The 22,883-nt window shown below is 71.3% G+C and carries 16 protein-coding genes; 7 read left to right on the top strand and 9 right to left on the bottom strand.

All coding sequences use genetic code 11. The features are described 5' to 3' along the window. Positions 1-73: 73 nt before the first annotated feature. Positions 74-352 carry a hypothetical protein gene (locus ASG80_RS23900; RefSeq protein WP_056729802.1) on the bottom strand — a complete coding sequence of 93 codons (279 nt, stop codon included), beginning with the start codon at positions 350-352 and terminating at the stop codon, positions 74-76. Between the two features lie 114 nt (positions 353-466). Between ASG80_RS23900 and ASG80_RS08760 the strand changes: the two genes are divergently transcribed. Next, positions 467-4,696: a BTAD domain-containing putative transcriptional regulator gene (locus ASG80_RS08760; protein ID WP_162256612.1), complete on the top strand. Its 4,230-nt coding sequence runs from the start codon at positions 467-469 to the stop codon at positions 4,694-4,696. Between the two features lie 92 nt (positions 4,697-4,788). Here ASG80_RS08760 and ilvC read toward each other — a convergent pair whose 3' ends face one another. The 5 genes from ilvC to ASG80_RS08735 form a co-directional block, all read right to left on the bottom strand. Next, entirely contained in the window at positions 4,789-5,817 is a 1,029-nt protein-coding gene (ilvC, locus tag ASG80_RS08755; protein ID WP_056729800.1) for a ketol-acid reductoisomerase, read from the bottom strand. 76 nt (positions 5,818-5,893) lie between these two features. Next, positions 5,894-6,403, bottom strand: coding sequence for an acetolactate synthase small subunit (ilvN, locus tag ASG80_RS08750; RefSeq protein WP_056729799.1), 510 nt, complete (start codon positions 6,401-6,403; stop codon positions 5,894-5,896). 2 nt (positions 6,404-6,405) lie between these two features. Beyond that, a complete protein-coding gene (locus ASG80_RS08745; protein ID WP_056729798.1) occupies positions 6,406-8,208 on the bottom strand; it encodes an acetolactate synthase large subunit in 1,803 nt (600 codons plus the stop codon). Between the two features lie 42 nt (positions 8,209-8,250). After that, on the bottom strand, positions 8,251-9,945 hold the full coding sequence (gene ilvD / locus ASG80_RS08740; RefSeq protein ID WP_056729797.1) for a dihydroxy-acid dehydratase: 1,695 nt from the start codon (positions 9,943-9,945) through the stop codon (positions 8,251-8,253). A gap of 10 nt (positions 9,946-9,955) precedes the next feature. Next, the gene (locus ASG80_RS08735; RefSeq protein ID WP_082589996.1) at positions 9,956-12,202 is read right to left on the bottom strand and encodes a bifunctional alpha,alpha-trehalose-phosphate synthase (UDP-forming)/trehalose-phosphatase; all 2,247 of its coding nucleotides are present in this window, start codon (positions 12,200-12,202) and stop codon (positions 9,956-9,958) included. Positions 12,203-12,303: 101 nt separating this feature from the next. On the opposite strand from ASG80_RS08735, the gene ASG80_RS08730 reads away from it, so the two are divergent. Further along, a complete protein-coding gene (locus tag ASG80_RS08730) occupies positions 12,304-13,149 on the top strand; it encodes a sugar phosphate isomerase/epimerase (RefSeq protein WP_235508249.1) in 846 nt (281 codons plus the stop codon). A 9-nt stretch (positions 13,150-13,158) separates the two neighbouring features. On the opposite strand, the gene ASG80_RS08725 is transcribed toward ASG80_RS08730, so the two are convergent. From ASG80_RS08725 to ASG80_RS08715, 3 genes are read right to left on the bottom strand one after another with little or no spacing between them, the layout of a single operon-like run. Then, positions 13,159-15,117: a YhgE/Pip family protein gene (locus ASG80_RS08725; RefSeq protein ID WP_082589992.1), complete on the bottom strand. Its 1,959-nt coding sequence runs from the start codon at positions 15,115-15,117 to the stop codon at positions 13,159-13,161. Beyond that, positions 15,114-18,002, bottom strand: coding sequence for an MMPL family transporter (locus tag ASG80_RS08720; RefSeq protein ID WP_056729796.1), 2,889 nt, complete (start codon positions 18,000-18,002; stop codon positions 15,114-15,116). Before ASG80_RS08720 ends, ASG80_RS08725 begins: the two co-directional genes overlap by 4 nt. 9 nt (positions 18,003-18,011) lie before the next feature. After that, positions 18,012-18,617, bottom strand: a complete 606-nt coding sequence (locus ASG80_RS08715; RefSeq protein ID WP_056729795.1) for a TetR/AcrR family transcriptional regulator — start codon at positions 18,615-18,617, stop codon at positions 18,012-18,014. A gap of 98 nt (positions 18,618-18,715) precedes the next feature. Between ASG80_RS08715 and ASG80_RS08710 the strand changes: the two genes are divergently transcribed. The 5 genes from ASG80_RS08710 to ASG80_RS08690 all read left to right on the top strand — a co-directional run bounded on the left by ASG80_RS08710 (position 18,716) and on the right by ASG80_RS08690 (position 22,690). After that, positions 18,716-18,904, top strand: coding sequence for a hypothetical protein (locus tag ASG80_RS08710; RefSeq protein ID WP_056729794.1), 189 nt, complete (start codon positions 18,716-18,718; stop codon positions 18,902-18,904). Between the two features lie 159 nt (positions 18,905-19,063). After that, positions 19,064-19,495, top strand: a complete 432-nt coding sequence (locus ASG80_RS08705) for a hypothetical protein (RefSeq protein WP_056729793.1) — start codon at positions 19,064-19,066, stop codon at positions 19,493-19,495. A 125-nt stretch (positions 19,496-19,620) separates the two neighbouring features. Further along, entirely contained in the window at positions 19,621-20,292 is a 672-nt protein-coding gene (locus ASG80_RS08700) for a biotin transporter BioY (protein ID WP_082589990.1), read from the top strand. Then, a complete protein-coding gene (locus ASG80_RS08695) occupies positions 20,289-21,515 on the top strand; it encodes an AMP-binding protein (protein ID WP_156401732.1) in 1,227 nt (408 codons plus the stop codon). The genes ASG80_RS08700 and ASG80_RS08695 overlap by 4 nt, the downstream gene beginning before the upstream one ends. Continuing rightward, on the top strand, positions 21,512-22,690 hold the full coding sequence (locus ASG80_RS08690) for a thiolase family protein (RefSeq protein ID WP_056729791.1): 1,179 nt from the start codon (positions 21,512-21,514) through the stop codon (positions 22,688-22,690). The genes ASG80_RS08695 and ASG80_RS08690 overlap by 4 nt, the downstream gene beginning before the upstream one ends. Positions 22,691-22,883: the final 193 nt, after the last annotated feature.

Raw genomic sequence — 22,883 nt, 5'->3', positions numbered from 1 at the left:
CGAAACGGACACGGAAGAGCGGGCCGACAGTGGTCGGCCCGCTCGTATGGGTGGATGCTCGATGGCGCCCGAGTCAGCGTCCGTTCAACTGACTCGGGTAGTCGTCGACCGCTGCGGCTGATTCAGTCGCCATCCGGGCGCGCACGAGCAACTCGTTCACGTAGCGGTCGGCGGCGGAGCGCACCAGCGTGCGATGCATCGCGGGCGTCACGACGACTTGGGATGCCACGTGGGCACGGGACTCGCCGACGACGGACGCCTGCTCGGCGGTCGCACATCCGGCGAGGGTCACCGCCAGTGCGACGACGGACGCCGCGGCGGTGAGGCGAAGGGGTGTGGTTGTGGTGTTCATGCCATCCACGCTGCGCCGACCAGGTATGCATCCGGCCGCGGAAGGTATGCAGTCGGTATGCGCGGTATGCGCGTGTCGTTGACGGGAGACGCGGAACGGCGAACAATGCGGAGCATGAGCGTGGCAGTGTTCGGCCCGCTCACTCTCGAGGGGGTGACGCTCAGCCCGAGGGAGCGCACAGTGCTCTCGGCGCTGGTGCTTCGCGCGGGCAGACCCGTGACGACCGACGAGCTCGCGGACGCTCTCTGGGGCGACGACCTGCCCGAGACGTGGCCGAAGCAACTGCAGGCGTCTATCGGCCGGGTTCGGACCGCGATCGGACGCGACGCGATCGAGACGTCGCCCGGCTCGTACGCACTGCGCATCGACCCTGACACCGTCGACGTGGAGCGCTTCGAACGACTCGCGGCATCCGCCCGTCGGCACCTCGACGACGACCCGGCCCGCGCCGTCGATGCAGCCGAGCGCGCCCTCGCGCTCTGGCGCGGCGTCCCGTACGCTGACCTCGCAAGCTGGCCCCCCGCGCTCGTAGAGTCGGAGCGTCTCGACGAGGTACGGATGGAGATCGAGGAGGCGCGGGTCGATGGGCACCTGCGGCTGGGCGAGCACGCGGCATCCGTCGCCGACGCCGAGCGATTGGTTCGGGAGACGCCGCTGCGGGAACGACGCTGGGTGCTCCTCGCCACTGCGCTCTACCGGAGCGGCCGCCAGGCCGACGCGCTCGCGGCGATCCGCGCAGCCCGCGAACGCCTCGCCGATGAGCTCGGCGCGGAACCCGGCGCGGAGCTGTCGGAGCTCGAGCTCGGGATCCTGCGGCACGATGACTCGCTCGACCTCGGAGAGGCGCCGGCGACTCCCAGGGCCGATTGCCCATACCAAGGGCTGCAGCCGTTCGGCGTGGAGGACGAGGACGAGTTCTTCGGGCGGGATGCCGACATCGCCGCCGCGCTCGTCCGTCTCGCCCGATCCGGCTTCCTCGCCATTTCGGGCGCCTCAGGCAGCGGCAAGTCGTCGCTCGTGCGCGCCGGTGTGGTCCCCGCGTTGCAGCGACGTGGCGACCGGGTCGCGATCCTCTCCCCCGAGCACGACCTCGACGTCCGCATCCGCGATGCCGTCTGGGGTGCGGGTCGCGCCGACGTCGTGATCGTCGACCAATTCGAGGAGGTGTTCCACGCCGGCGAGGCCGATGTCGATGCCGCCGCGCGGGCGATCGCCGATGCGGCAGCGAACGGCACCACGGTCGTCCTGGTCGTGCGCTCGGACTTCCTCGACGAATGCGCCGGCCACCCGGTCCTCGCTCCCCTCGTCGCGGAGGGCGTCCACCTCGTCGGTCCTATGTCGCCCATCGCGCTGCGTGATGCCATCGAGCTGCCCGCTCGCCGGGCCGGCCTGCGGCTCGAGCCCGGGCTGGTGGAGATTATCCTCCGGGACGCCGCGGGTGAGGCCGGGGCACTCCCCCACCTCTCGCACGCGCTCGTCGAGACCTGGCTCCGACGGGAAGGCGGGACGCTCACGGTCGCCGGTTATGAGGCATCGGGCGGCATCTCGGGCGCGATCGCCCAGTCGGCCGACCGGCTCTACCAGTCGATGGACGCTGGACAGCGAGCGGTGTGCCGCTCGCTGCTGCTCCGCCTGATAGCGCTAGCCCCCGACGGCAGTCCTGTCCGCCGTCGGGTGTCCTCGAAACCCCTGCGAGCGGATGTCGCGCGCGACGAGGTGCTGACGATGCTCACCAGCTCGCGGCTGGTCAGCGCCGGAGCCGAATCGGTCGAGGTGTCGCACGAGTCCCTGGCGACCGCGTGGCCGCGTCTCCAGTCGTGGCTCGAGGAGGACGCCGAGAGCGCCCGCATCCTCACGGCCGTGGCGGCCGCCGCGGAGGCGTGGAACGCAGCCGATCGCCCCGAGGAGGACCTCTACCGAGGCACAAGGCTCCAGGCCGCGCTCGAGTGGCGCGATGCCGAGCCGCACGACCTGACCGACGTCGAGACGGCGTTCCTCGACGCTTCGGCCGCGCGCGCGACCGCCGAACAGAAGCAACTCGCCGCGCGGGCGCGTCGGGACCGGCGGCAGAACCGGCGCCTGCGCGTGCTGCTCGGGGTCGCGGCCGGCCTGATCGTGCTGCTGGCCGGCGCCGGATCGGTCGCGGTGGTGTCCTCGCAAGAGGCGAACGCGCAGCGGGACAGCGCGACGATCGAGGCCCTCGTCGGCACGGCGCTCGCGTTGCGGACGTCCGAGCGAGACGTCTCCGCCCTGCTCGCGGCCGAGGCGTATCGACGGTGGCCCGACGACCCACGAACGCGGTCGGGACTCATGGGCGTCCTGCAAGGCGCGGGCGGGTTCCTCGGCAACGCGTTCCTGGCTTCGAGCGGGAACGCGTACGGAAGCCTCATCCCTGGCACGGACCGCGTGGTGATCGTCACGACGGCCGGTGACGCCGCGATCCGCGATGCTGCGACCGGGGACGTGCTCCGGGAACTGGACCTCGGATTCGGCCCCGGCCCGATCGGTCCTCGCCCGCTCGTCGAGGTGAGCGGCGACGGCCGGGTGGCCGCAGTGCTGTGGCCGGTGCGCACGCAGCTTACCGGGCCCACCTGGTATGGGACATCCCCGCAATCCGAACTCGTCGTGTTCGATCTCGAGAACGGCGAGCGCCTGGTGGGCCCCACCCGCCTCCTGGCCGGGACCGGGGCACTGGCCGCGAACGCGGACGGCTCGATCATCGCCGTCGCAGATGCGCGCGATGGCGCAGTCACGCTGGTGTCGACCGCCGACGAGCGCATGTCGGAGATCGCCGGCGAGACGCCGGTCGCACTCGATCGGGACTCCTACGCGGCCGCACTCGCGTTCGACGACAAGGACCGCCTGCTCGTCGGGCGCCTCGACGATCGCGTGGACGTGATCGACGCGGCCACCGGCACGATCTCGGCGACCATGCCCGTGCCCGCCTCCTCGGCGCATGTCGCCATGGCGGTCGGCCCGTCCGGCACCGTCGTCGCCTCCGGCGACCAGCACCTGATCGCATTCGATCCCGACGAGGGGCGGGTGCGCTGGTCCACCGACATCGCGCGGCCGTTCCCTGCTCCCTGCAATTGGCTTGCCGTCTCGGAGACCATGCAGCACGCGTACTGCGGCAGCCTGTTCGGGAGGATCAGCGCGTTCGCCCTCGCCGAGGGCGCACCCCTCCCCGAGGAGGAGCTCGGTCCCCTGTACGGCGAGGTCGGCACCATCGACGTGAGCGCCGATGGCACCCGACTGACGACGATCAGCGGCAGCCACCCGATGATCTCGGGTTGGCAGCTCGACGGCGTCGGCCTCGGGCGTCGGCTCATCGCTCCCGGCCAGATGGTGGTCGGACCGTACTCGTACGAGGGCAGTTCCGTGGTGATCGCGCCGCAGGCCGTCGTCTCGGGTTCACCCCAGGTTTGGAAGGGCGTCGCCGTACAGGACACGTCGAGCAGCGAGGTCACCTACCGGTTCGATGAACCGGTGAGCGACGTGGGCTGGACACGCGACCGACGTCTCTTCGCACGGTACGCCGAGGAAGACCTGTTCCGCTTCGTCGACGCGGAGAGCGGGGAGCAGGTCGGGAAGTCGATCTGGAACGTCGCCCAATTCTGGCCGTCCTTGGACGGTGAACGCCTTGATGCGGTGAGGGTCGACGGGAGGATCCAGGGCTTCGATCCTCGGACCGGCGAACCAGTCGGCCACTCTTGGAGGTTGGACGGGTGGCCGGCCTGGATCTCGGTCGCGCCGCGCGGCGACCGGATGGCCGTGACGCACGTGAATGTCGAGACGACGAGAGCACCCCAGGACGGGACGACGAACGAACGTCTGGAGATCCGGTTGGCGATCGTCGCCACCCAGGATCACCGCGTGCTCTACGACGAACCCATGCTGGTCAGCGGTCAGGTGCTCCTCGACGACGGCGACCTCATCGGCCTGGAGGACAACCGCATGGGCCGGTACGAGACAGAGCCGCTTGCTCGCGTCGGGACGGTGGCCGGCGCGGCGGGGGGTCTCGCGAGTCCGTCGCTGAGCCGTGACGCCCGGACCCTGCTGGTCATGGCCGCCGACGGCTCCGCGCTGCTCTATGACACTCCGACCGGCGCTCGCATCGGCGAGCCGCTGGACACCGACAGCCGCACCCTCGGCCTGGCGGTACTTCGTTCCGACGGGATGGAGATGGCGGTGTCGATGCCCGACGGCGTCATGGTGTGGGACATCGATCCCGACCATCAGTTCGAGCACGCCTGCCGGATCGCGGGCCGCGACCTCACGGACAACGAATGGCGCACGTACCTCGGCGGCCTCGGCGAGCCGCAGAGCACGTGCGGCTTCGACTGACGTCAGCGGCGCCCGAACGACGACGGCGGGGCCGGCCCGAGCCGACCCCGCCGCGCGGGATGTCGATCTGCGAGCAGCAGGTCCGCTCCCGACTAGCGAGCGACCTCGCCGTCCACGTAGTCGTCGTCGTTCGACGCGTTCCAGGCGAACAGCTTGCGCAGCTCCCGGCCGGTCGCCTCGATGGGGTGCGCCTCGCCCTTGGCGCGGAGCGCGAGGAACTCGGGGGCACCCGCGTCCTGGTCGGCGATGAACCGCTCGGCGAACGCGCCCGACTGGATGTCGGCGAGCACGGCCTGCATGTTCTCCTTGACGTGCGGGTCGATGACGCGCGGGCCCGAGACGTAGTCGCCGTACTCGGCCGTGTCGGAGACCGACCAGCGCTGCTTGGCGATGCCGCCCTCCCACATGAGGTCGACGATGAGCTTCAGCTCGTGGAGCACCTCGAAGTACGCGACCTGCGGCTGGTAGCCCGCCTCGGTGAGGGTCTCGAAGCCGTACTGCACGAGCTGCGAGACGCCGCCGCAGAGCACGGCCTGCTCGCCGAACAGGTCGGTCTCGGTCTCCTCGGTGAAGGTGGTCTTGATGCCGCCGGCGCGGAGGCCGCCGATCGCCTTCGCGTACGAGAGCACGAGCGGCCAGGCGTTCCCCGAGGCATCCTTCTCGACGGCGACGATCACGGGCACGCCGCGACCGGCCTCGTACTCGCGGCGCACGGTGTGGCCCGGGCCCTTCGGCGCGACCATGACGACGTCGACGCCCTCGGGCGCCTCGATGTAGCCGAAGCGGATGTTGAAGCCGTGGCCGAACACGAGGGTCTTGCCCTCGGTGAGGTTGTCCTTGATGGACTCGGCGTAGATGTGACGCTGGTACTGGTCGGGCGCGAGGACGACGATGACGTCGGCGGATGCCGCGGCGTCGGCGACGCTCAGCACCTCGAAGCCGGCCTCCTCGGCCTTGGGCTTCGACTTCGAGTCCTCCTTGAGCCCGATGACGACCTCGACGCCCGAATCGCGGAGGTTCTGCGCGTGCGCGTGGCCCTGCGAGCCGTAGCCGATGACGGCGACCTTCTTGCCCTGGATGAGCGAGAGGTCTGCGTCCTTGTCGTAGTAGATCTCAGCCATGTGCCGTTTCTTTCTCCTTGTTGCGGATGATTGGGGTTTCGAGACGCGCTCCGCGCTCCTCGACCCGCGGTTCTGTTCAGCCCTTGAAGACGCGCTCGGTGATGGACTTGCCGCCACGGCCGATCGCGAGGAGGCCCGACTGGGCGATCTCCTTGATGCCGTAGGGTTCCAGCACCTTGAGGAACGCGGTGGTCTTGCCGGAGTCGCCCGTGACCTCGATCACGAGCGCGTCGGTCGACACGTCGACCACGCGCGCCCGGAAGAGGGTGACGGCCTCGAGCACCTGTGAGCGCGTCGCGTTGTCGACGCGCACCTTGATGAGCAGGTGCTCGCGGTGCACCGACTGCCCAGGGTCGAGCTCGACGATCTTGATGACGTTGATGAGCTTGTTCAGCTGCTTGGTCACCTGCTCGAGCGGCAGATCCTCCACGTCGACGACGACCGTGATGCGGGAGAGTCCGTCGATCTCGGAGTGGCCCACAGCGAGGCTCTCGATGTTGAAGCCGCGACGGGCGAAGAGGCCCGCGACGCGCGTGAGCAGGCCGGGCTTGTCCTCGACGAGGAGTGAGAGCACGTGTGTCGACATGGTCAGTCCTCCTCGCTGAATGCCGGCGAGTGGTCGCGGGCGTACTGGATGTAGCTGTTCGACACGCCCTGCGGCACCATCGGCCACACCATCGCGTCGGCCGAGACGACGAAGTCGATCACGACGGGCCGGTCGTTGGTCTCGAGCGCGAGCTTGATCGCGGCGTCGACCTCGTCCTCCTTCGTGACCCGGATGCCGAGCGCTCCGTACGCCTCGGCGAGTGCCACGAAGTCGGGCACGCGAGCGGTGTCGTGTCCCGTGTTCAGGTCGGTGTTCGAGTAGCGGCCGTCGTAGAAGAGGGTCTGCCACTGGCGCACCATCCCGAGCGAGGAGTTGTTGATGATCGCGACCTTGATCGGGATGTCGTTCAGGGTGCAGGTCGCGAGCTCCTGGTTGGTCATCTGGAAGCATCCGTCGCCGTCGATCGCCCAGACCACGCGATCGGGTTCGGCGACCTTCGCCCCCATGGCCGCCGGTACGGCGTAGCCCATGGTGCCGGCGCCACCCGAGTTGAGCCACGAGTTCGGGCGCTCGTACTTGATGAACTGCGCGGCCCACATCTGGTGCTGGCCGACGCCGGCGGCGTACACGCCCTCGGGGCCGGTCATCTCGCCGATGCGCTGGATCACATACTGCGGGGCGAGCAGCCCGTCGGACGGCTGCGAGAAGCCGAGCGGGAACTCCGAACGCAGGCCGTCGAGCGTCGCCCACCACTCCTCGAGGTCGGGAGCGGTGGTCGCGGTCGCATCTCGGTATGCGGCGAGCAGGTCGACGAGCACGTCCTTCAGGTCGCCCACGATCGGCACGTCGGCCGTGCGGATCTTCGAGATCTCGGCCGGGTCGATGTCGACGTGCACCACCTTCGCGTTGGGTGCGAAGAGCGGGGCCCTGCCCGTGACGCGGTCGTCGAAGCGTGAGCCGAGCGCGACGAGGAGGTCGGCCTCCTGCAGCGCGATGACGGCGGGGACCGTGCCGTGCATGCCGGGCATGCCGAGGTGCTGCTGATGGGAGTCGGGGAACGCACCGCGCGCCATGAGCGTGGTCACGACCGGTACGTTGGTGGCCTCGGCCAGCGCGAGCAGCTCCTCCGAAGCCTTCGCGCGGATGACTCCGCCACCCACATAGAGCACCGGGCGCTTGGCCTCGGCGAGCATCTGGGCCGCCGCAGCCACTTGCTTGCCGTGCGCCTTCGTGATCGGGCGGTAACCGGGCAGGTCGACCTTCGGCGGCCAGCGGAACTGGAACTTCGCCTGCTGAGCATCCTTCGTGATGTCGACGAGCACCGGACCGGGGCGTCCGGTGGTGGCGATGTGATATGCCGCCGCGATCGTTGCGGGGATGTCGTCCGCCCGCTTCACGAGGAACGAATGCTTTGTGATGGGCATGGTGATGCCGACGATGTCGGCCTCCTGGAAGGCATCCGTGCCCATGAGGTTCGAGAACACCTGGCCGGTGATCGCAAGGATCGGGACCGAGTCCATGTGCGCATCCGCGATCGCCGTGACCAGGTTGGTCGCACCTGGGCCGGACGTCGCAATGGCGACGCCGAGCTTGCCCGATGCGGAGGCATAGCCCTCTGCCGCGTGCCCCGCGCCTTGCTCGTGGCGCACGAGGATATGCCGCAGCTTCCGGCTGTCGAGCAGCGGGTCGTAGACGGGGAGGATCGCGCCGCCGGGCAGCCCGAAGACGTCGGTGATGCCGAGCATCTCGAGTGAGCGGACGACCGCCTCCGCACCCGTCATCTCCACGGGCGCACCTGGCGGCACTGGGGCGGGCGAAGGCACGGGAGTTGATTCCGTGGTCATTCGATTCCTGTTCTTGGTGGACGGTGTGCGGGAGCGCAGCACTCAGCCCGTCGTGGCGCCTTCTGCGGCGGAACGCACGAGCTTCGAGTACTTCGCGAGGACGCCACGGGTATAGCGCGGGGGAAGCGGAGCCCAGCCGTCACGGCGGGCAGCCAGCTCGGCATCGTCGACCAGTAGGTCGATGGAACGAGCTGCGATATCGACCCGTATCAGATCACCATCGCGCACGAAGGCGATCGGACCTGCGTCCACCGCTTCGGGTGCCAGATGGCCGATGCAGAGGCCGGTTGTGCCGCCTGAGAATCGACCGTCCGTCAAGAGTAGTACATCTTTTCCGAGCCCTGCGCCCTTGATGGCCGCCGTGATGGCGAGCATCTCGCGCATGCCGGGCCCGCCCTTCGGGCCCTCGTAGCGGATGACGACGACGTCGCCGTGCTTGATCTCACCGGCAGTGAGGGCGTCCATGGCGGCGCGCTCCCGCTCGAACACCCGGGCGGGGCCCTCGAACGTGGCGGCGTCGAATCCGGCGGTCTTCACGACCGCGCCCTCCGGCGCGAGCGAGCCGTGCAGGACCGTGAGGCCGCCGGTCTCGTGGATGGGGTTGTCGAGGGTGCGCAGCACCTCGCCGTCGAGCGGCGGGATGTCCATCTCGGCGAGGTTCTCGGCGAGCGTCTTGCCCGTGACCGTGAGCGCGTCGCCGTGCATGAGCCCTGCATCGAGCAGGGCCTTCATGAGCACAGGCAGTCCGCCGCGGCGGTCGACGTCGTTCATGACGTACCTGCCGAACGGCTTCAGGTCGCCGATGTGCGGCACCTTCGCGCCGACGCGGTTGAAGTCGTCGAGGGTGAGCTCCACGTCGGCCTCGCGGGCGATGGCCAGCAGGTGCAGCACGATGTTCGTGGAGCCGCCGAGCGCCATGCCCACGGCGATGGCGTTCTCGAACGCCTCCTTCGTGAGGATCTGACGGGTTGTGATGCCCAGCTCCAGCAGGTTGACGACCGCCTCGCCCGAGCGGTGCGCGTAGTAGTCGCGGCGACGGTCGGCGGCTGCCGGCGACGCCGACCCCGGCAGCGAGAGCCCGAGGGCCTCCGCGACCGACGCCATGGTGTTGGCGGTGTACATGCCGCCGCACGCGCCCTCGCCCGGGGCGAACGCGCACTCGATGCGCTTCGCGTCGGCCTCGCTCATGGTGCCGGCCCTGACCGCGCCGACCGCCTCGAACGAGTCGATGATCGTGATGTCCCTCTCGGTGCCGTCGGACAGCCGCACCCAGCCGGGTGCGATCGAGCCGGCGTAGAGGAAGACCGAGGCGAGGTCGAGCCGCGCGGCCGCCATGAGCATGCCGGGGATCGACTTGTCGCAGCCGGCGAGCAGCACCGAGCCGTCGAGTCGCTCGGCCTGCATGACGACCTCGACCGAGTCGGCGATGACCTCCCGCGACACGAGCGAGAAGTGCATGCCCTCGTGGCCCATCGAGATGCCGTCGGAGACCGAGACCGTGCCGAACTGCAGCGGGTACCCGCCGCCGCCGTGCACGCCTTCCTTCGCCGCCTGCGCGAGGCGTGCGAGGGAGAGGTTGCACGGCGTGATCTCGTTCCACGAGCTCGCGATGCCGATCTGCGGCTTGTCCCAGTCCGCATCGCCCATGCCGACGGCGCGGAGCATCCCGCGGCTCGTCATGGCCTCGATGCCGTCGGTGACGGTGCGACTACGCGGTTTGGGATCGAACTGCGACATGCATCCGAGTCTATGGCCAGGGCGAAGCGCCCTGGCGCGCTGCGTCACGCGCATCAGCGAGGCGCTCGAGCAGCTCCGCGACATCCTCGGGGCTGCGCACCCGATGGGTGGCGATCGACTTGCCCTGGCCGACCTTCACGCCCACGTCGTCGCCGTCGAGCGCCGCGAACGCGTCTTCGTCGGTCACGTCGTCGCCGATGTAGATCGCGGCCGTCGCCCCGACGTGCTGGCGGAGCCGGGTGAGCGACTCCCCCTTGTCGCTGGAACGCACGGCGAATTCGAGCACCGCCTTGCCAGTGCGCACCGTGACGCCGAGCAGCTCGGCCTCGACCTTGTCGCGGGCGACGTGCTGGAGGGCCGTGCCCGCGGTCGCGCTCAGGCGGCGCGTGTGCAGCGCGAGGCCCGCCGGCTTGCGTTCGATCCATGCCCCGTCGGCGCCGGCCGCAATCTCCTCGACGATGGACGAGAGGCGCTCGAGCTTCGCCACCTCGGAGTCGCGGAGGTCGATCGTGACGCCGGCGGGGTCGAGCTGCAGCTCCACGCCGTGCGAGCCGCTGAGGAGCGTGCCCTCCGGCGGACTCGCGACCTCGCCGAGGCTCTCGAGCGCACGGCCCGACACGATCGCCACACGGGTGTCGTCGGCGGCGGCGAGCCGCTCGATCGCCGCGCGCGATCGGTCGGTCGCGCGAGCGTCCTCGGGGCGGTCGACGAGCGGCGCGAGCGTGCCGTCGAAATCGATGGCGACGAGGAGCCGCTCGGTGCCGGCGAGGCTCGTGATGGCCGACTGGAGGCGGTCGGAAACCCCCGGCTCGATGATCCCGGCACCCGTGAGCGTCTCGAGGAACGTCGCCGACCACTTCGCCACGTCGTTCTCGCGAACGCGCCTGCGCAGGGCGCGCATGCGGCGGGCGCGTTCGCGCTTCGGCATGCGGGCGGCCTCGACGATGGCGTCCTTCAGACCCTCGATGTCGTGGGGGTTCACGAGCACGGCCTGCCGCAGCTCGTCGGATGCCCCCGTGAACTCGCTGAGGACCAGCACGCCGTCGGTGTCGAACCGGCAGGCCACGTACTCCTTGGCCACGAGGTTCATGCCGTCGCGCAGCGCGGTCACGAGCATGACGTCGGCGGCGAGGTAGAGGGCGACCATCTCCTCGCGCGGGTAGCCGTGGTGGAGGTATGCGATCGCCTGGTGGCCGAGCGTGGCGTAGTCGCCGTTCAGGCGCCCGACGGCGAGCTCGATCTCGTCGCGGAGCTGCCGGTAGGTCTCGACGCGCTCGCGCGACGGGCTCGCGACCTGCACCAGGGTGGCGTCCTCGACCTTCACCCGCCCGTCGCGCAGCAGTTCGCCGAACGCCTTCATTCGGTGCCGGATGCCCTTGGTGTAGTCGAGCCGGTCGACGCCGAGCATGATCGTCTCGGGGTTTCCGAGGCTCTCGCGGATCTCCCGCGAACGTGCTTGCACCTCTGGGCGCCGGGCGATCTCCTCGAAGCCGGCGGCGTCGATGGAGATCGGGAAGTGCCGGGCCACGACCCGGCGCGTCTCGCCGCGGTCGTCTGGCACGTCGATGACGGTGCCGCGCGTGGAGTAGCCGAAGAGGCGCCGCACCGCGCGGGAGAAGTTGCCCGCATCCGCGGCCCGCTGGAACCCGATGACATCGGCGCCGAGCAGTCCGTCGACGACCTGCCGCCGCCACGGCAGCTGCGAGTAGATGCCGTACGCGGGGAACGGGATGTGGTTGAAGAACCCGATGACGAGGTCGGGCCGGCTCTCCCGAAGCATCCGCGGCACGAGCTGCAATTGGTAATCCTGCACCCACACGACGGCGCCGTCGGATGCCGCGCGCGCGGCGGCCTCCGCGAAGCGGCGGTTGACCCGCACGTACGCGTCCCACCACTCACGGTGGAACGACGGCGGTGCGATCACGTCGTGGTAGAGCGGCCAGAGCGTGTCATTGGAGAAGCCCTCGTAGTACTCCTCGAGCTCCGATGCCGACAGCGGCACCGGGATGATGGAGATGCCGTCGTGCTCGAACGGGTCGAAGTCGCGGTCGGCGACGCCGGTCCAGCCGATCCAGGCGCCGTCGGCGGCGCGCATGACGGGCTCGAGGGCGGTGACGAGGCCGCCCGGGGAGCTCTTCCAGCGGGTCTCGCCGTCGGGCCCCTCCTCGTAGTCGACGGGCAGGCGGTTGGAGACCACGATCATGTCGTAGACGTGATCGACGTAGAGCTCGTCGCGTTTCGATTCAGGGGCGTGCATGCGGCGGATGTCCCTCCCTCGCGCTTCGTTCAGGCTAACAGTCCGCCCCTCACGCGTTCAGGCCGCGCGGCTAGACTGCGAGCCTGATGATCCGCGTCGGCATGAGCACCACCAGTGTGTACCCGCTCGAGCTGGAGGGCGCCTTCCGCCTCGCCAAGCTCGCGGGGTTCGACGGCATCGAGGTCATGGTCTCCCAGGAGGAGTCGACGCAGCAGGCCGAGCGGCTGCACGAGCTCTCGAGGCGGTACGCGCTGCCGATCCTGTCGATCCACGCGCCGGTGCTGCTGCTGACGCATTTCGTGTGGGGTCGCGACCCGCGCGTGAAGCTCGAGCGCACCGCCGAGCTCGCCGCGTCCGTCGGCGCCGACACGGTGGTGGTGCATCCGCCGTTCCGCTGGCAGTCGGGCTACGCCGGGAGCTTCCTCGCGATCGTGCGGGAGCTCGCGGCGCAGTACGACATCGAGATCGCCGTCGAGAACATGTTCCCGTGGCGCGCGGCGGGCAAGAACCTCAAGGCCTACTCCCCCAGCTGGGATCCGCGCCGCATGGACTGCGACGCGGTCGCCCTCGACTTCTCGCACGCGGCGCTCTCGGGCGTCGACAGCCTGCAGTTCGCGAACGACCTGGGCGACAGGCTTCGGCACGTGCACCTCTGCGACGGGACGGGCGCGATCGGCGAGGGCCAGGTCTTCGACGAGCACCTGCTGCCCGGCCGGGGCCGGGAGCCCGTAGCGGGGGTGCTCGAGGCGCTTGCCGGGCGAGGCTGGGACGGCGCGATCGTGGCCGAGGTGAACACCCGCAAGGCGAAGTCCGAGCGGGAGCGCATCGACCTCCTGCGGGAGGCGCTCGAGTTCGCCCGCACGCATACCCACCAGACGCGGCGGCGCCGGGCGATCACGCGGTCGCGCCGCGCGCTCGAGGCGATCCTCCCCGGCCGCCGGCACTGACCTTCGGGCTCAGCCGAGCGCGGTCGCCGCGAACCCGATCGAGCGGATGCCGCGTCTCCGAGCCACGACGAGGGCGGTGCCGATCACCCCGATCAGGCCGAACAACGCGACCACGCCGGCTGCAGCGGCCACCGCTCCCCCGGATGCCCCGGCGACGATGAGCTGCATGCCCTGCACCGCCCAGGTGAGCGGCAGGAACGGGCTGATGGCCTGGAAGGGCCCGCTCAGCACCTCCACGGGGTAGAGCCCGCCGGATGCCGCGAGCTGCAACGCCACGAGCACGAGCGACACGAGCATCCCGGCCCGCCCGAGCGCGACTGTGAGGAACGCGTGGATCGCCGTGAACGCGAGCGCGAGCAGTGCCGCGAACGCGAGTGTCTGCGGGAGCAGGCTCCAGGCCACGCCGAGCGCACCGTGCAGGAGCAGCACGACCGCGACGGCCTGCGCGAGGGCGAGGAGGCCCGCACGCCCGAGTGCGCGCACCACGAGGCCGCCGGTGGACGCGGTGCTGCGCAGCGCCTCGCGGCCGAACGGCCGGAACACGAGGAACATCGCCATGGCACCGAGCCAGAGCCCGATCGGCACGAAGAGCATGCCGATGACCTCGCCGGTCGAGCCGATCTCGTTGTCCCGTTCCGTCGTCGACGTGACGGGCTCCGACACGACATCGGCGGTCGTCGCGGCGTCGATGTCGGTGAGGGCCTTCGCCTCCTCGGCGCCCGAGGCGAGGCCGTCGGCCAGGGCGTCGGCTCCGCTCGCGAGCTGCGTCGCGCCGCTCGCGGCATCCGCTGCGCCCGTCGAGAGCGACCCGAGGCCGACCGCGAGCTCGTCGATGCCCGAGGCGAGGCCGTAGCCGCCGTCGCGGATGCCGGCCGACCCGGCCGAGACCTGCGCTGCGCCGTCGGCCAGGCCGGAGATGCCGCCCTGGACGCCGTCGATGCCCGACTGCGTCTGTGCCGCGAGCGTGTCGCCGCCCTGCGTGAAGGCTGCGAGTTGCTCGGTCAGCGGTGCCGACTGCGCCGCGAGCTCGGCGAGTGTCTGCTCGATGACCGGCTCCAGCTCGGGGTACTGCACGGCGATCTCCTGAAGGCCGGTCGTCACCCCGCCGAATGCACCCTCGATCTGGCCGACGGCGCCGTTGACGCCCGCCACGTACTGGGACACGCCGTCCGAGATGCCGTCGAGCCCCGCCGCACCGGCGTTCAGCTCGGCGAGACCGCCGGCGATGCCGTCGACGCCCTGCGTGTACTGCGCGACTCCGTCGGCGTACGCGTATGCGCCAGCCGCGGCATCCGTCGCTCCGGAGGCCGCCGACGCGACGCCGCTCGAGAGCTCGCCGAGGCCGCCGGCCAACGAGCCAACACCCGACGAGATCTGGGTGGCGCCGTCGGCTGCGTCGCCGAGCGAGCCGCCCATCGCGGCGAGGTTCGAGTAGAACCCCTCGAGGTACTGCGCGGTGAGCTCGCGCCCGAAGGCGCTCGTCATCGCGTCGCCGACCGACTGCGCCACGGACCCGGCGAGGTAGCCGTGCGCGTCGTCGGTGCGGATGTCCAGGTTCGCCTTGGTGGGAGCGTCGCCCGAGAGCGAGGTCACCGACGACGAGAAGTCGCTCGGGATCGTGAGCACCGCGTAGGCGTCGCCTGAGGCGAGCAGCTCGGCGGCCTCCTCGTCGTTCGAGATGGTCCACGAGAACCCGGCGGTGTCGGGCGCGGTGAGCTCGGTGACGAGCTGTCGCCCGGCGAGCACTGGCTGCTCGGTGCCGTCGGGGAGGGTCATCGTCACCATCTCGTCGTTGTTGACGACCACCGCGGGGATGGTCTCGACGTTGTCGGTCGCACCGGCGAACGCACCGGAGACAAGGCCTGCGACGGCGAGCGGCACGGCGATGACCGCGGCGACGAGCAGGCCGTAGCGGGTGCGTCGCTGGGCCGGGGTGGAGCCGAAGAGCCGGGAGAGACGGGTGCTCATCGGGCGACCTCCTTCATGGTGGACACGGGTTCGAGGGTTCGGATGCCGCGGGCGGCGAGTTCGGGCGAGCCGTCGGGGTCGACGGCCGACGGGCCGAGACCGACGATGAGGGTGACCGACACCGGTACGAGCCGGGCGAGCGCGCCCCAGAGGTCGGCGGTCGAGGTGCCGGGGTCGTCGTCGAGGTCGACCACGACCGCGGTCGGGCGCTCCGCGAGCGCCGCGGCCACCGCCACGAGGGTGCGCGCCTCAGCGCCGAGGGCGGACAGTGGGGTGTCCGCGCTGAAGCGCGGACCGTCGGGGCCGTGGCCCGCGGCCTCGACCGCACGGTCGACCCAGGTGCGCACCAGGGCGTTCGAGGGGGCGATGCGATACCACGGGCGGGTGGCGTCGACGCGCCGGGCGACGAGCTCGCCGACCGTGCCGCCGGTCGCGGCATCCGCGGCCACCTCGGCGATCGCGACCCCGCGCATGACGGTGGAGGCACCAGAGGGCAGCGGAGCGCCGAGCACGGCGAGGCGCCCGGCGACGGGTGCGAGCCGGCCGGCGAGCGTCGCAGCGACCACCCGGCGGTCGACCGAATCGCCCCGGACGACGAGCACGCCGCCCGCGGGAACCTCGACGGAGAGCGGGCCGATCGGCCGCTCCGGCAGGCCGAACACGGCGTCGGCGGCGTTCACCGCTGCGGGGCGGGACGCGGCCCAGTCCTCCTGTTCGAGGTGGGCGCGTAGGCCCTCGCCCTCGATGTCGACGTCGGGCAGGCGCCTGGCGAGCCACTTCGGCAGCCACCAGGCCGCGTTCCCCGCGAGCGCCATGGCGGCCGGCACGAGCGTCATGCGCACGAGGAACGCGTCGAAGACGACGCCGACGGCCAGCGCGAAGGCGATGCCCTTGATCGCGCCCGAGCCCTCGGGCACGAAGGCGAAGAAGACGAAGAACATGATGAGTGCCGCAGCCGTGACCACGCGGGCCGCGTGCTGGAAGCCGTGCACGATCGACGAGCGCGGATCGCGGGTCTTCACGAATTCCTCGCGCATGCCCGACACGAGGAACACCTCGTAGTCCATGGCGAGGCCGAACAGCACCGCCATGAGCAGGATGGGTAGGAAGCTGAGGATCGGGCCGGGCTCCACCTGGAGCAGGTCGGCGAACCAGCCCCACTGGAAGATCGCGACCGTCACGCCGAGCGCGCCGAACGCCGAGAGCAGGAAGCCGAGCGCCGCCTTGATCGGCACGAACACCGACCGGAACACGAGGAGCAGGAGCAGGATCGACAGGCCGACCACGATGAGCGCGAACGGCACGAGGGCGTCGGTCAGTCGGTTCGAGATGTCGATCGCGACCGCGGTGTAGCCCGTGACGGCGATCGGCGTGCCGTAGTCCGCCTCGATGTCTGGTGCGAGTTCGCGGATCTCCTCGACGAGCGCCTTGGTCTCGGGGGTGTCGGGCGCGCTCTCGGGCACGACCTGGATGATCGCCGTGTCCACGGTCTCGTTCGGCAGGCCCTCGCCCACGTAGGCCACGCCGTCGAGCTCGGCGAGGCGGGCGCCGATCGCGTCGAGGTCGTCGAAGATGTCGGTGGTCTGCGTGATGTCGACCGTGACGATGAGCAGGCCGTTGTACCCGGGCCCGAAGCCGTTCGCGATGAGCTCGTTCGCGTTCGCCTCGCTGGCCTCCGACGTGTCGGAGCCGCCGCTCGGCAGGTTCAGGTCGAGGCTCGCCGCCGGGATCGCCGCCGCGCCGAGGAGCCCCACGACGAGCACGACGAACACGACGGGCGCCTTCAGCACGAGGTCCACCCAGCGGCGCCCGAGCGTGCGCTTGGCGCCGTCGTCCGCCGCGTTCGCCCTGCGGTGTGCACGGCTGCCGGGCTTCGGCACGAACCGTCGCCCGAACACGCCGAGCAGTGCGGGCAGCAGGGTGACCGCGCCGACCACCGCGATGAGCACCGCGAACGCCGCGGCGACGCCCATGACGCTGAGGAACGGGATGCCGACCACGAGCAGGCCGAGGAGCGCGATGATCACGGTGAGGCCCGCGAACACGACCGCGCCGCCGGCGGTGGCGACGGCCTCCGCGGCGCTCTCCTCGGGATCCTGCCCGCGGGCGAGCTGCGTTCGGTGCCGCGAGAGGATGAACAATGCGTAGTCGATGCCGACCGCGAGCCCGATCATGACCGCCAGCATCGGCGCCGTGTTCGATACGGGCGCGAACGCCGCGACGATCGAGATGCCGCCGAAGGCCGCGCCCACGCCGACGAGCGCGGTGATGAGCGGCATCCCTGCCGAGAGCATCGAGCCGAACGTGATGAGCAGCACGACGCCCGCGAACAGCACGCCGAAGAGCTCGGTGATCGTGAGCCCGAACTCGGTGTCCTGGAACACCTCGCCGCCGAACGCGACGACGAGGCCCGCATCGCGGCCGGCCTCCCCCGTCGCCGTGACCGCCTCGATCGACGCATCCGTGACGTCGGTCGTGGGGCTGTCGAACTGCACCTGGATGTACGCCGTGCGCGCGTCATCCGACACCTGGTCACCGGCGTACTCGTCGAACGGGCCGAGCACGCTCGCCACGCCGTCGACCTGCTCGAGCTCGCCCTCCATGGCGGTGATCGCCGAGCGGTAGGGCTCGTCGTCGACGGATGCCCCCTCGGGCGCCTCGACCACGGCCTTCACCGCGGCCCCCGCCGTCTGGGGGAAGACCGCGGCGAGCTTGTCGATCGCGGCCTGGGATTCGGTGCCAGGGATCGTGTAGGACTCCTGGAGCTGGCCGCCGAGGCCGATGCCGGCGCCGAGGAGCGCGGCGAGGGCGACCGCCCATGCGGCGATGACGAGCCAGGCCCGTCGGAAGGCGAATCGTCCGATTCTGTGCAGGAAGAGTGCCACGGATGTCTCTCAGTCGGTGGTCGGGGTCGAGTCGCGGTCGGCCGGTGCAAGGGATTCGCCGAGCACGGCGTGCAGGGCGACCCGGAACTCGTCGTCGGTGGGGCGCTGGTCGTCGCCGACATACGAGCGGGCGGCCGTGAGGAGGAACGCGGCGCCGCCCAGTGCGATGCCGAAGCGCACCTGGTCGGTCACGCTCACGCTCTGTTCGTTGATCGCCTCGGTGAGCCGGCGCACGGCGGCGTTGGCGCGGGCGATGATCGGCAGGTGCGAGAGGCTCGGTCCCTGGATGATGAACACGTGCACGGCCTCGCGGTGCTCGAGGAGCAGGTCGACGATCCGGTCGACGAGGAGCCGGCGCCCCCCACTCCCCCGGCCCCCGACGAAGTCGTCGAGCACGGCCTCGAACTCGGCGATCGCGGGCTCGATCGCGGCCTCGAGCAGCGCCTCCTTGGACGCGTAGTGGTAGAGCACGCTCGACTTCGAGTAGCCGGCGTCGTCGGCGATGTGCTGCAGCGACGTGCCGGCGAACCCGACGGTCGCGAACTGCTCGAGGGCGACCTGCTTCAGCTCGTCGGCGGCGCGCACGCGAGACGTCGGTTGTGCATCGGTGGGCATGCCATCGAAGATAGTTGACCGATCGGTCAGATCCTGCACGATCGGTCAGATTCACGGATGACTCCCAGTCGCGCGTAGCGACCCGGTAGCGTTGCGGCATGCGCAAGTACCTCTTCAGCGGAGCAGTGATCGGTGCGATCTTCGGCGCTGTCGGGGTGATCAGGGCCACGGTCTCGGGCCCGCGGGACTGGCGACTGCTGCTCATGTGGATCTCGTGGGCGGCTACCCTCGCAGTCGCGATCGGGACCGTCGCCGACGAGTCGAAACGGGCCGAGCTCACCGAGTAGCATCGTCGGCGGAGCTCACCCGCCCGAGCTCGACCGGTCGCACGCAAGCCGGCCGCCGCGGCGTGTCACCCGCGATCCGCGGCCCGAGGGCAGAGACTGAAGGAGACCCGCCGTACGTCCCGAACCGTACGGGCCGAACTCCACCGAGAGGGGCCACTGATGTTCCGCCGCTGGCGCAGAGCGAGGCTCGCAGCCCAAGCCTCAGCCCACGCTGCCGCCGCGAAGCCGCGCCCCACCGCGGCCGACCTGCGTGGCGAACACCTCTTCGAGCTGCTGAACGCGAAGCTCTCGGAGTTCATCGGCCCGAACGGCGCCTGGTCGCTGGTGCGTCGCACCGACGCCGACACCGACCGCATCTTCCACGCCATGCTGACGCATCAGATCGCCGCGGAGCTCACCCGCACGGTACTCGACGAGCGCGACACCGTGGCCGTCGTGGTGCCCGCCGAGAACGAGCCGCTCGCCCTCACCTGGGTGCCCGCGCCGCTCGTCGTGTGGGCCGACCCGGTGGTCGTTCCGACGTCGGAGGCGGATGCCGCTTCGCTGCCGTCGATCGGATCGTCGCAGGAGATCGAGGTCCGCGCCGCCTGACCGCGGCCACCGCGCTCCAAAATCGCCCCGCGATTCTTGTACGACCGGATCAAGAACCCGTTCCTCGCCTTTCGTAGCGTGAACACCGGGCACGATGCCCGCACACGCCACGAGAGGGAGATCCGATGAGCGCCGCCCAGAGCACCTCGCACGACGCATCCGAGCCGTCCGCGCCGGAATCCACCGCACCCCGTCCCCGACGCCGCGGCACCGCCACCGACCTCGCGCAGATCGCCGTCTTCGCGGCACTCATCGCCGCGCTCGGCTTGCCGGGTGCGCTGTACCTCGGCGGCACGGCCGTGCCGATCACGTTCCAGACGCTCGGCGTCATGCTCGCCGGCGCCATCCTCGGCGCTCGCAAGGGCTTCCTCTCGGTGCTGCTGTTCCTCGCGCTCGTGGCGGCCGGCCTGCCGCTCCTCTCGGGCGGCCGAGGCGGCATTGCCGTCTTCGTCGGGCCGTCCGTCGGCTACCTCATCGGCTGGCTCGTCGGTGTCGCCGTGATCGGCTGGTTCACCGCCCGCCTGCTCCCCCGCTACCACGTGCTTCCCGCGCTGGGCCCCACCGCGCTCGGCGGCATCGTGGCCGTGTACCTCGTGGGCGTGCCCGTGTTCGCCGCGATCATGCCCGCGCCGCTCGACGTGGCGTTCCTCGGCTCGACCGTGTTCCTGCCCGGCGACATCACCAAGGTCGTGGTGACCGTGCTCGTGGCCAAGGGCGTGCACCGCGCGTGGCCGGGGCTCATCACCCCGCGGCCGTGGCCGTGGCGGCGCGCCGCGGAGGCAACCGTCGCGGCATGAGCGACTGGCTCCGCGGCTCGTACGACGACGCCGCCCTCGCCTTCGGCGGCGGCGTCGTGCGGTACGGCGAGCTCACCCGCTCCGTTGGCGCCACGATGCTGCCCTCGGGTGAAGGGCCGGTCGGATGCCCCGCCGGCGCCGACCCCGTCGCGCTCGTCACGACCCTGCTCGCCGCACTCGAGCGCGGCCGCCCCGTGCTCGTCGGCGGCACGCAGGCCGAGGCCGACCGGATCGCCGACCGCCTGCCCGCCGGCACGGAGCTCGCCGTGCTCACGTCGGGGTCGTCTGGCCCGTCGGGCACGCCGCGCGTCGTCGCCCGCACCAACGCATCCTGGCTCGCGTCGGCCGCCCCGCTGGCCGCGATCACCGGGCTCGACGCCCGGGACCGCATCGCCGTCACCGGACCGCTGCACGTGTCCATGCATCTCTACGCCGCGCTGCATGCGCTGTGGCTCGGGGCATCCGTCGGCGACGAGTTCGCCGGGGCGACCGCGATGCACGCCACGCCGACGCGGCTCTCGCGGGCGCTCGACGACCCGGCCTGCCCGCCCGCGGCGGTCGTCGCAGGGGCCGCGATGAGCTCATCGCTGCGGTCGCGGGCCGCCGAACGCGGCATCCGCATCACCGAGTACTACGGGGCCGCGGAGCTGTCGTTCGTGCTGGCCGGGCGCGGCGGCGAGCTGGCCCCGTTCCCCGGCGTCGAGGTCGACCTGCGCCCCGCTGGCGCAGGCGACGAGCTCTGGGCGAGATCGCCGTACCTCGCGATCGGGGTGGTCGGGGGCGGGATGCTGCGACGCGACGCCGTGGGCTTCGCCACCGTCGGCGACCTCGCCGAGCGCATGGCCACGGACTCCGTGCGCGTGCTCGGTCGCGGCGACGCGGCGATCACGACGGCGGGCGTCACCGTGCTCGCCGAGCAGGTCGAGGCGTGCATCGCCGCACTGCCCGGCGTCTCCGCCGCCGCCGTGCTCGGCGAACCGCATGAGCTCCTCGGCGAGCGGGTGCTCGCGGTCGTCGAGCTCGCCGACGGCGTGGAACTCGACCACGTCGTGACGGCGGCGCGCTCCGCGCTCTCGCCGGTCGAGCTTCCCCGGCGCTGGTTCGTGCGGGCGGTGCCGCGCACCGCGTCGGGCAAGGTCGCCCGCGGGATGCTGCGCGACGAGCTCGCCGCCGGCACCCTGGGCGACGTCTACCCTGCGCCGTTCGAGCGGAGTGCCTCATGACCTCCGCCCCCGTCATCGTCGCCGCACGACGCACCGCCATCGGCACCGCCGGCCGCACGTTCGCCGCACGTACCGTCGACGCGCTCGCGGCGCCCGTGCTCGCCGAGATCGCGCACATGGTGGGTGCGTCCGGCTTGGCGATCGACGACGTCGTGCTCGGCAACTGCATGGGTCCGGGCGGCGACGTCGCCCGGGTCGCCGCCCTCCGCGCCGGCCTCGGCGATGAGGTGCCGGGCGTCACCGTCGACCGGCAGTGCGGCTCGGGCCTCGACGCCGTCGCCCAGGCCGCCTCCCGCGTGCGGGCCGGCGACGCGCGCCTCGTGCTCGCCGGCGGGGCCGAGTCCGCGTCGACGGCGCCGCACCGGTCGTGGCCCGGCACGGGTGAACGCTACGCGCGTGCGCCGTTCGCGCCCCTCGGCTTCCCCGACCCTGACATGGGGCCCGCCGCCGACCGCCTCGCCGCGGTGCTCGGCATCTCGCGGGCCCGTCAGGACGCGTGGGCGGCGAGGTCGCACGCCCGGGCGTCGGCGGCGCAGTCGGCCGGCGCGTTCGATGCCGAGATCGTCGCCGTCGACGGCGTCGTCCACGACGACCGTCCACGCGCCACGATGGACCTCGCGCTGCTGGCGCGCTTCGCGCCCGCCTTCGCCGACGACGCCGAGACGGATACCACGCGGACGGCGCCGCGCGCCGCGGCATCCGGTCGCGGCACCGTCACCGCCGGCAACTCATGCGGGTTCGCCGACGGTGCCGCGGCGATGGCCGTGACCACCGAGGCGGTCGCGCGCGAGCTGGGCCTGCCCGCGCTCCGCGTGCGGGCCGCCGCTGTCGCGGCCGGCGACCCGGGCCTGCCCGGACTCGGCGCCGCCCCCGCGGCGAGAGCCGCGATCGCGCGTGCGGGCATGACCGCCACCGACCTCGGCTTCGTCGAGATCACCGAGGCATTCGCGTCGCAGGTGCTCGCGGTCAGCGACGAGCTCGGCCTCGACGAGGACCTCATCTCCGCCGACGGCGGCGCGATCGCGCTCGGGCATCCGTGGGGGGCATCCGGTGCCGTCCTGCTCGTGCGGCTCGCCGCGCGCATGGCCGCAGCCGACGACGCGCGCCCAGGGCTCGCCGCCTGCTCGATCGGCGGCGGACAGGGCGTCGCCATGATCGTGGAGCGGGTGGCATGAGATTCCCTAGGTCAACCTCAGGCGGCGTTTTGTTGCATGGCGCCTCCGTGGAGTTGGGGGTTGTAGATGGTGTGGTCTTGCCAGCATCGCCGGGTGGCATGAGATTCCCTAGGTCAACCTCAGGCGGCGTTTTGTTGCATGGCGCCTCCGTGGAGTTGGGGGTTGTAGATGGTGTGGTCTTGCCAGCATCGCC

It is taken from the genome of Agromyces sp. Soil535 (assembly GCF_001428255.1).
Lineage (GTDB): Bacteria > Actinomycetota > Actinomycetes > Actinomycetales > Microbacteriaceae > Agromyces.
The sequence above is the reverse complement of the archived record's forward strand: the minus strand, read 5'-3'. Positions and strand labels throughout refer to the sequence as shown.

Coding starts and splice junctions, on each gene's coding strand:
- ASG80_RS23900 (WP_056729802.1), bottom strand. CDS start 352: ATGAACACCACAACCACACCCCTTCGCCTCACCGCCGCGGCGTCCGTC.
- ASG80_RS08760 (WP_162256612.1), top strand. CDS start 467: ATGAGCGTGGCAGTGTTCGGCCCGCTCACTCTCGAGGGGGTGACGCTC.
- ilvC (WP_056729800.1), bottom strand. CDS start 5,817: ATGGCTGAGATCTACTACGACAAGGACGCAGACCTCTCGCTCATCCAG.
- ilvN (WP_056729799.1), bottom strand. CDS start 6,403: ATGTCGACACACGTGCTCTCACTCCTCGTCGAGGACAAGCCCGGCCTG.
- ASG80_RS08745 (WP_056729798.1), bottom strand. CDS start 8,208: ATGACCACGGAATCAACTCCCGTGCCTTCGCCCGCCCCAGTGCCGCCA.
- ilvD (WP_056729797.1), bottom strand. CDS start 9,945: ATGTCGCAGTTCGATCCCAAACCGCGTAGTCGCACCGTCACCGACGGC.
- ASG80_RS08735 (WP_082589996.1), bottom strand. CDS start 12,202: ATGCACGCCCCTGAATCGAAACGCGACGAGCTCTACGTCGATCACGTC.
- ASG80_RS08730 (WP_235508249.1), top strand. CDS start 12,304: ATGAGCACCACCAGTGTGTACCCGCTCGAGCTGGAGGGCGCCTTCCGC.
- ASG80_RS08725 (WP_082589992.1), bottom strand. CDS start 15,117: ATGAGCACCCGTCTCTCCCGGCTCTTCGGCTCCACCCCGGCCCAGCGA.
- ASG80_RS08715 (WP_056729795.1), bottom strand. CDS start 18,617: ATGCCCACCGATGCACAACCGACGTCTCGCGTGCGCGCCGCCGACGAG.
- ASG80_RS08710 (WP_056729794.1), top strand. CDS start 18,716: ATGCGCAAGTACCTCTTCAGCGGAGCAGTGATCGGTGCGATCTTCGGC.
- ASG80_RS08705 (WP_056729793.1), top strand. CDS start 19,064: ATGTTCCGCCGCTGGCGCAGAGCGAGGCTCGCAGCCCAAGCCTCAGCC.
- ASG80_RS08700 (WP_082589990.1), top strand. CDS start 19,621: ATGAGCGCCGCCCAGAGCACCTCGCACGACGCATCCGAGCCGTCCGCG.
- ASG80_RS08695 (WP_156401732.1), top strand. CDS start 20,289: ATGAGCGACTGGCTCCGCGGCTCGTACGACGACGCCGCCCTCGCCTTC.
- ASG80_RS08690 (WP_056729791.1), top strand. CDS start 21,512: ATGACCTCCGCCCCCGTCATCGTCGCCGCACGACGCACCGCCATCGGC.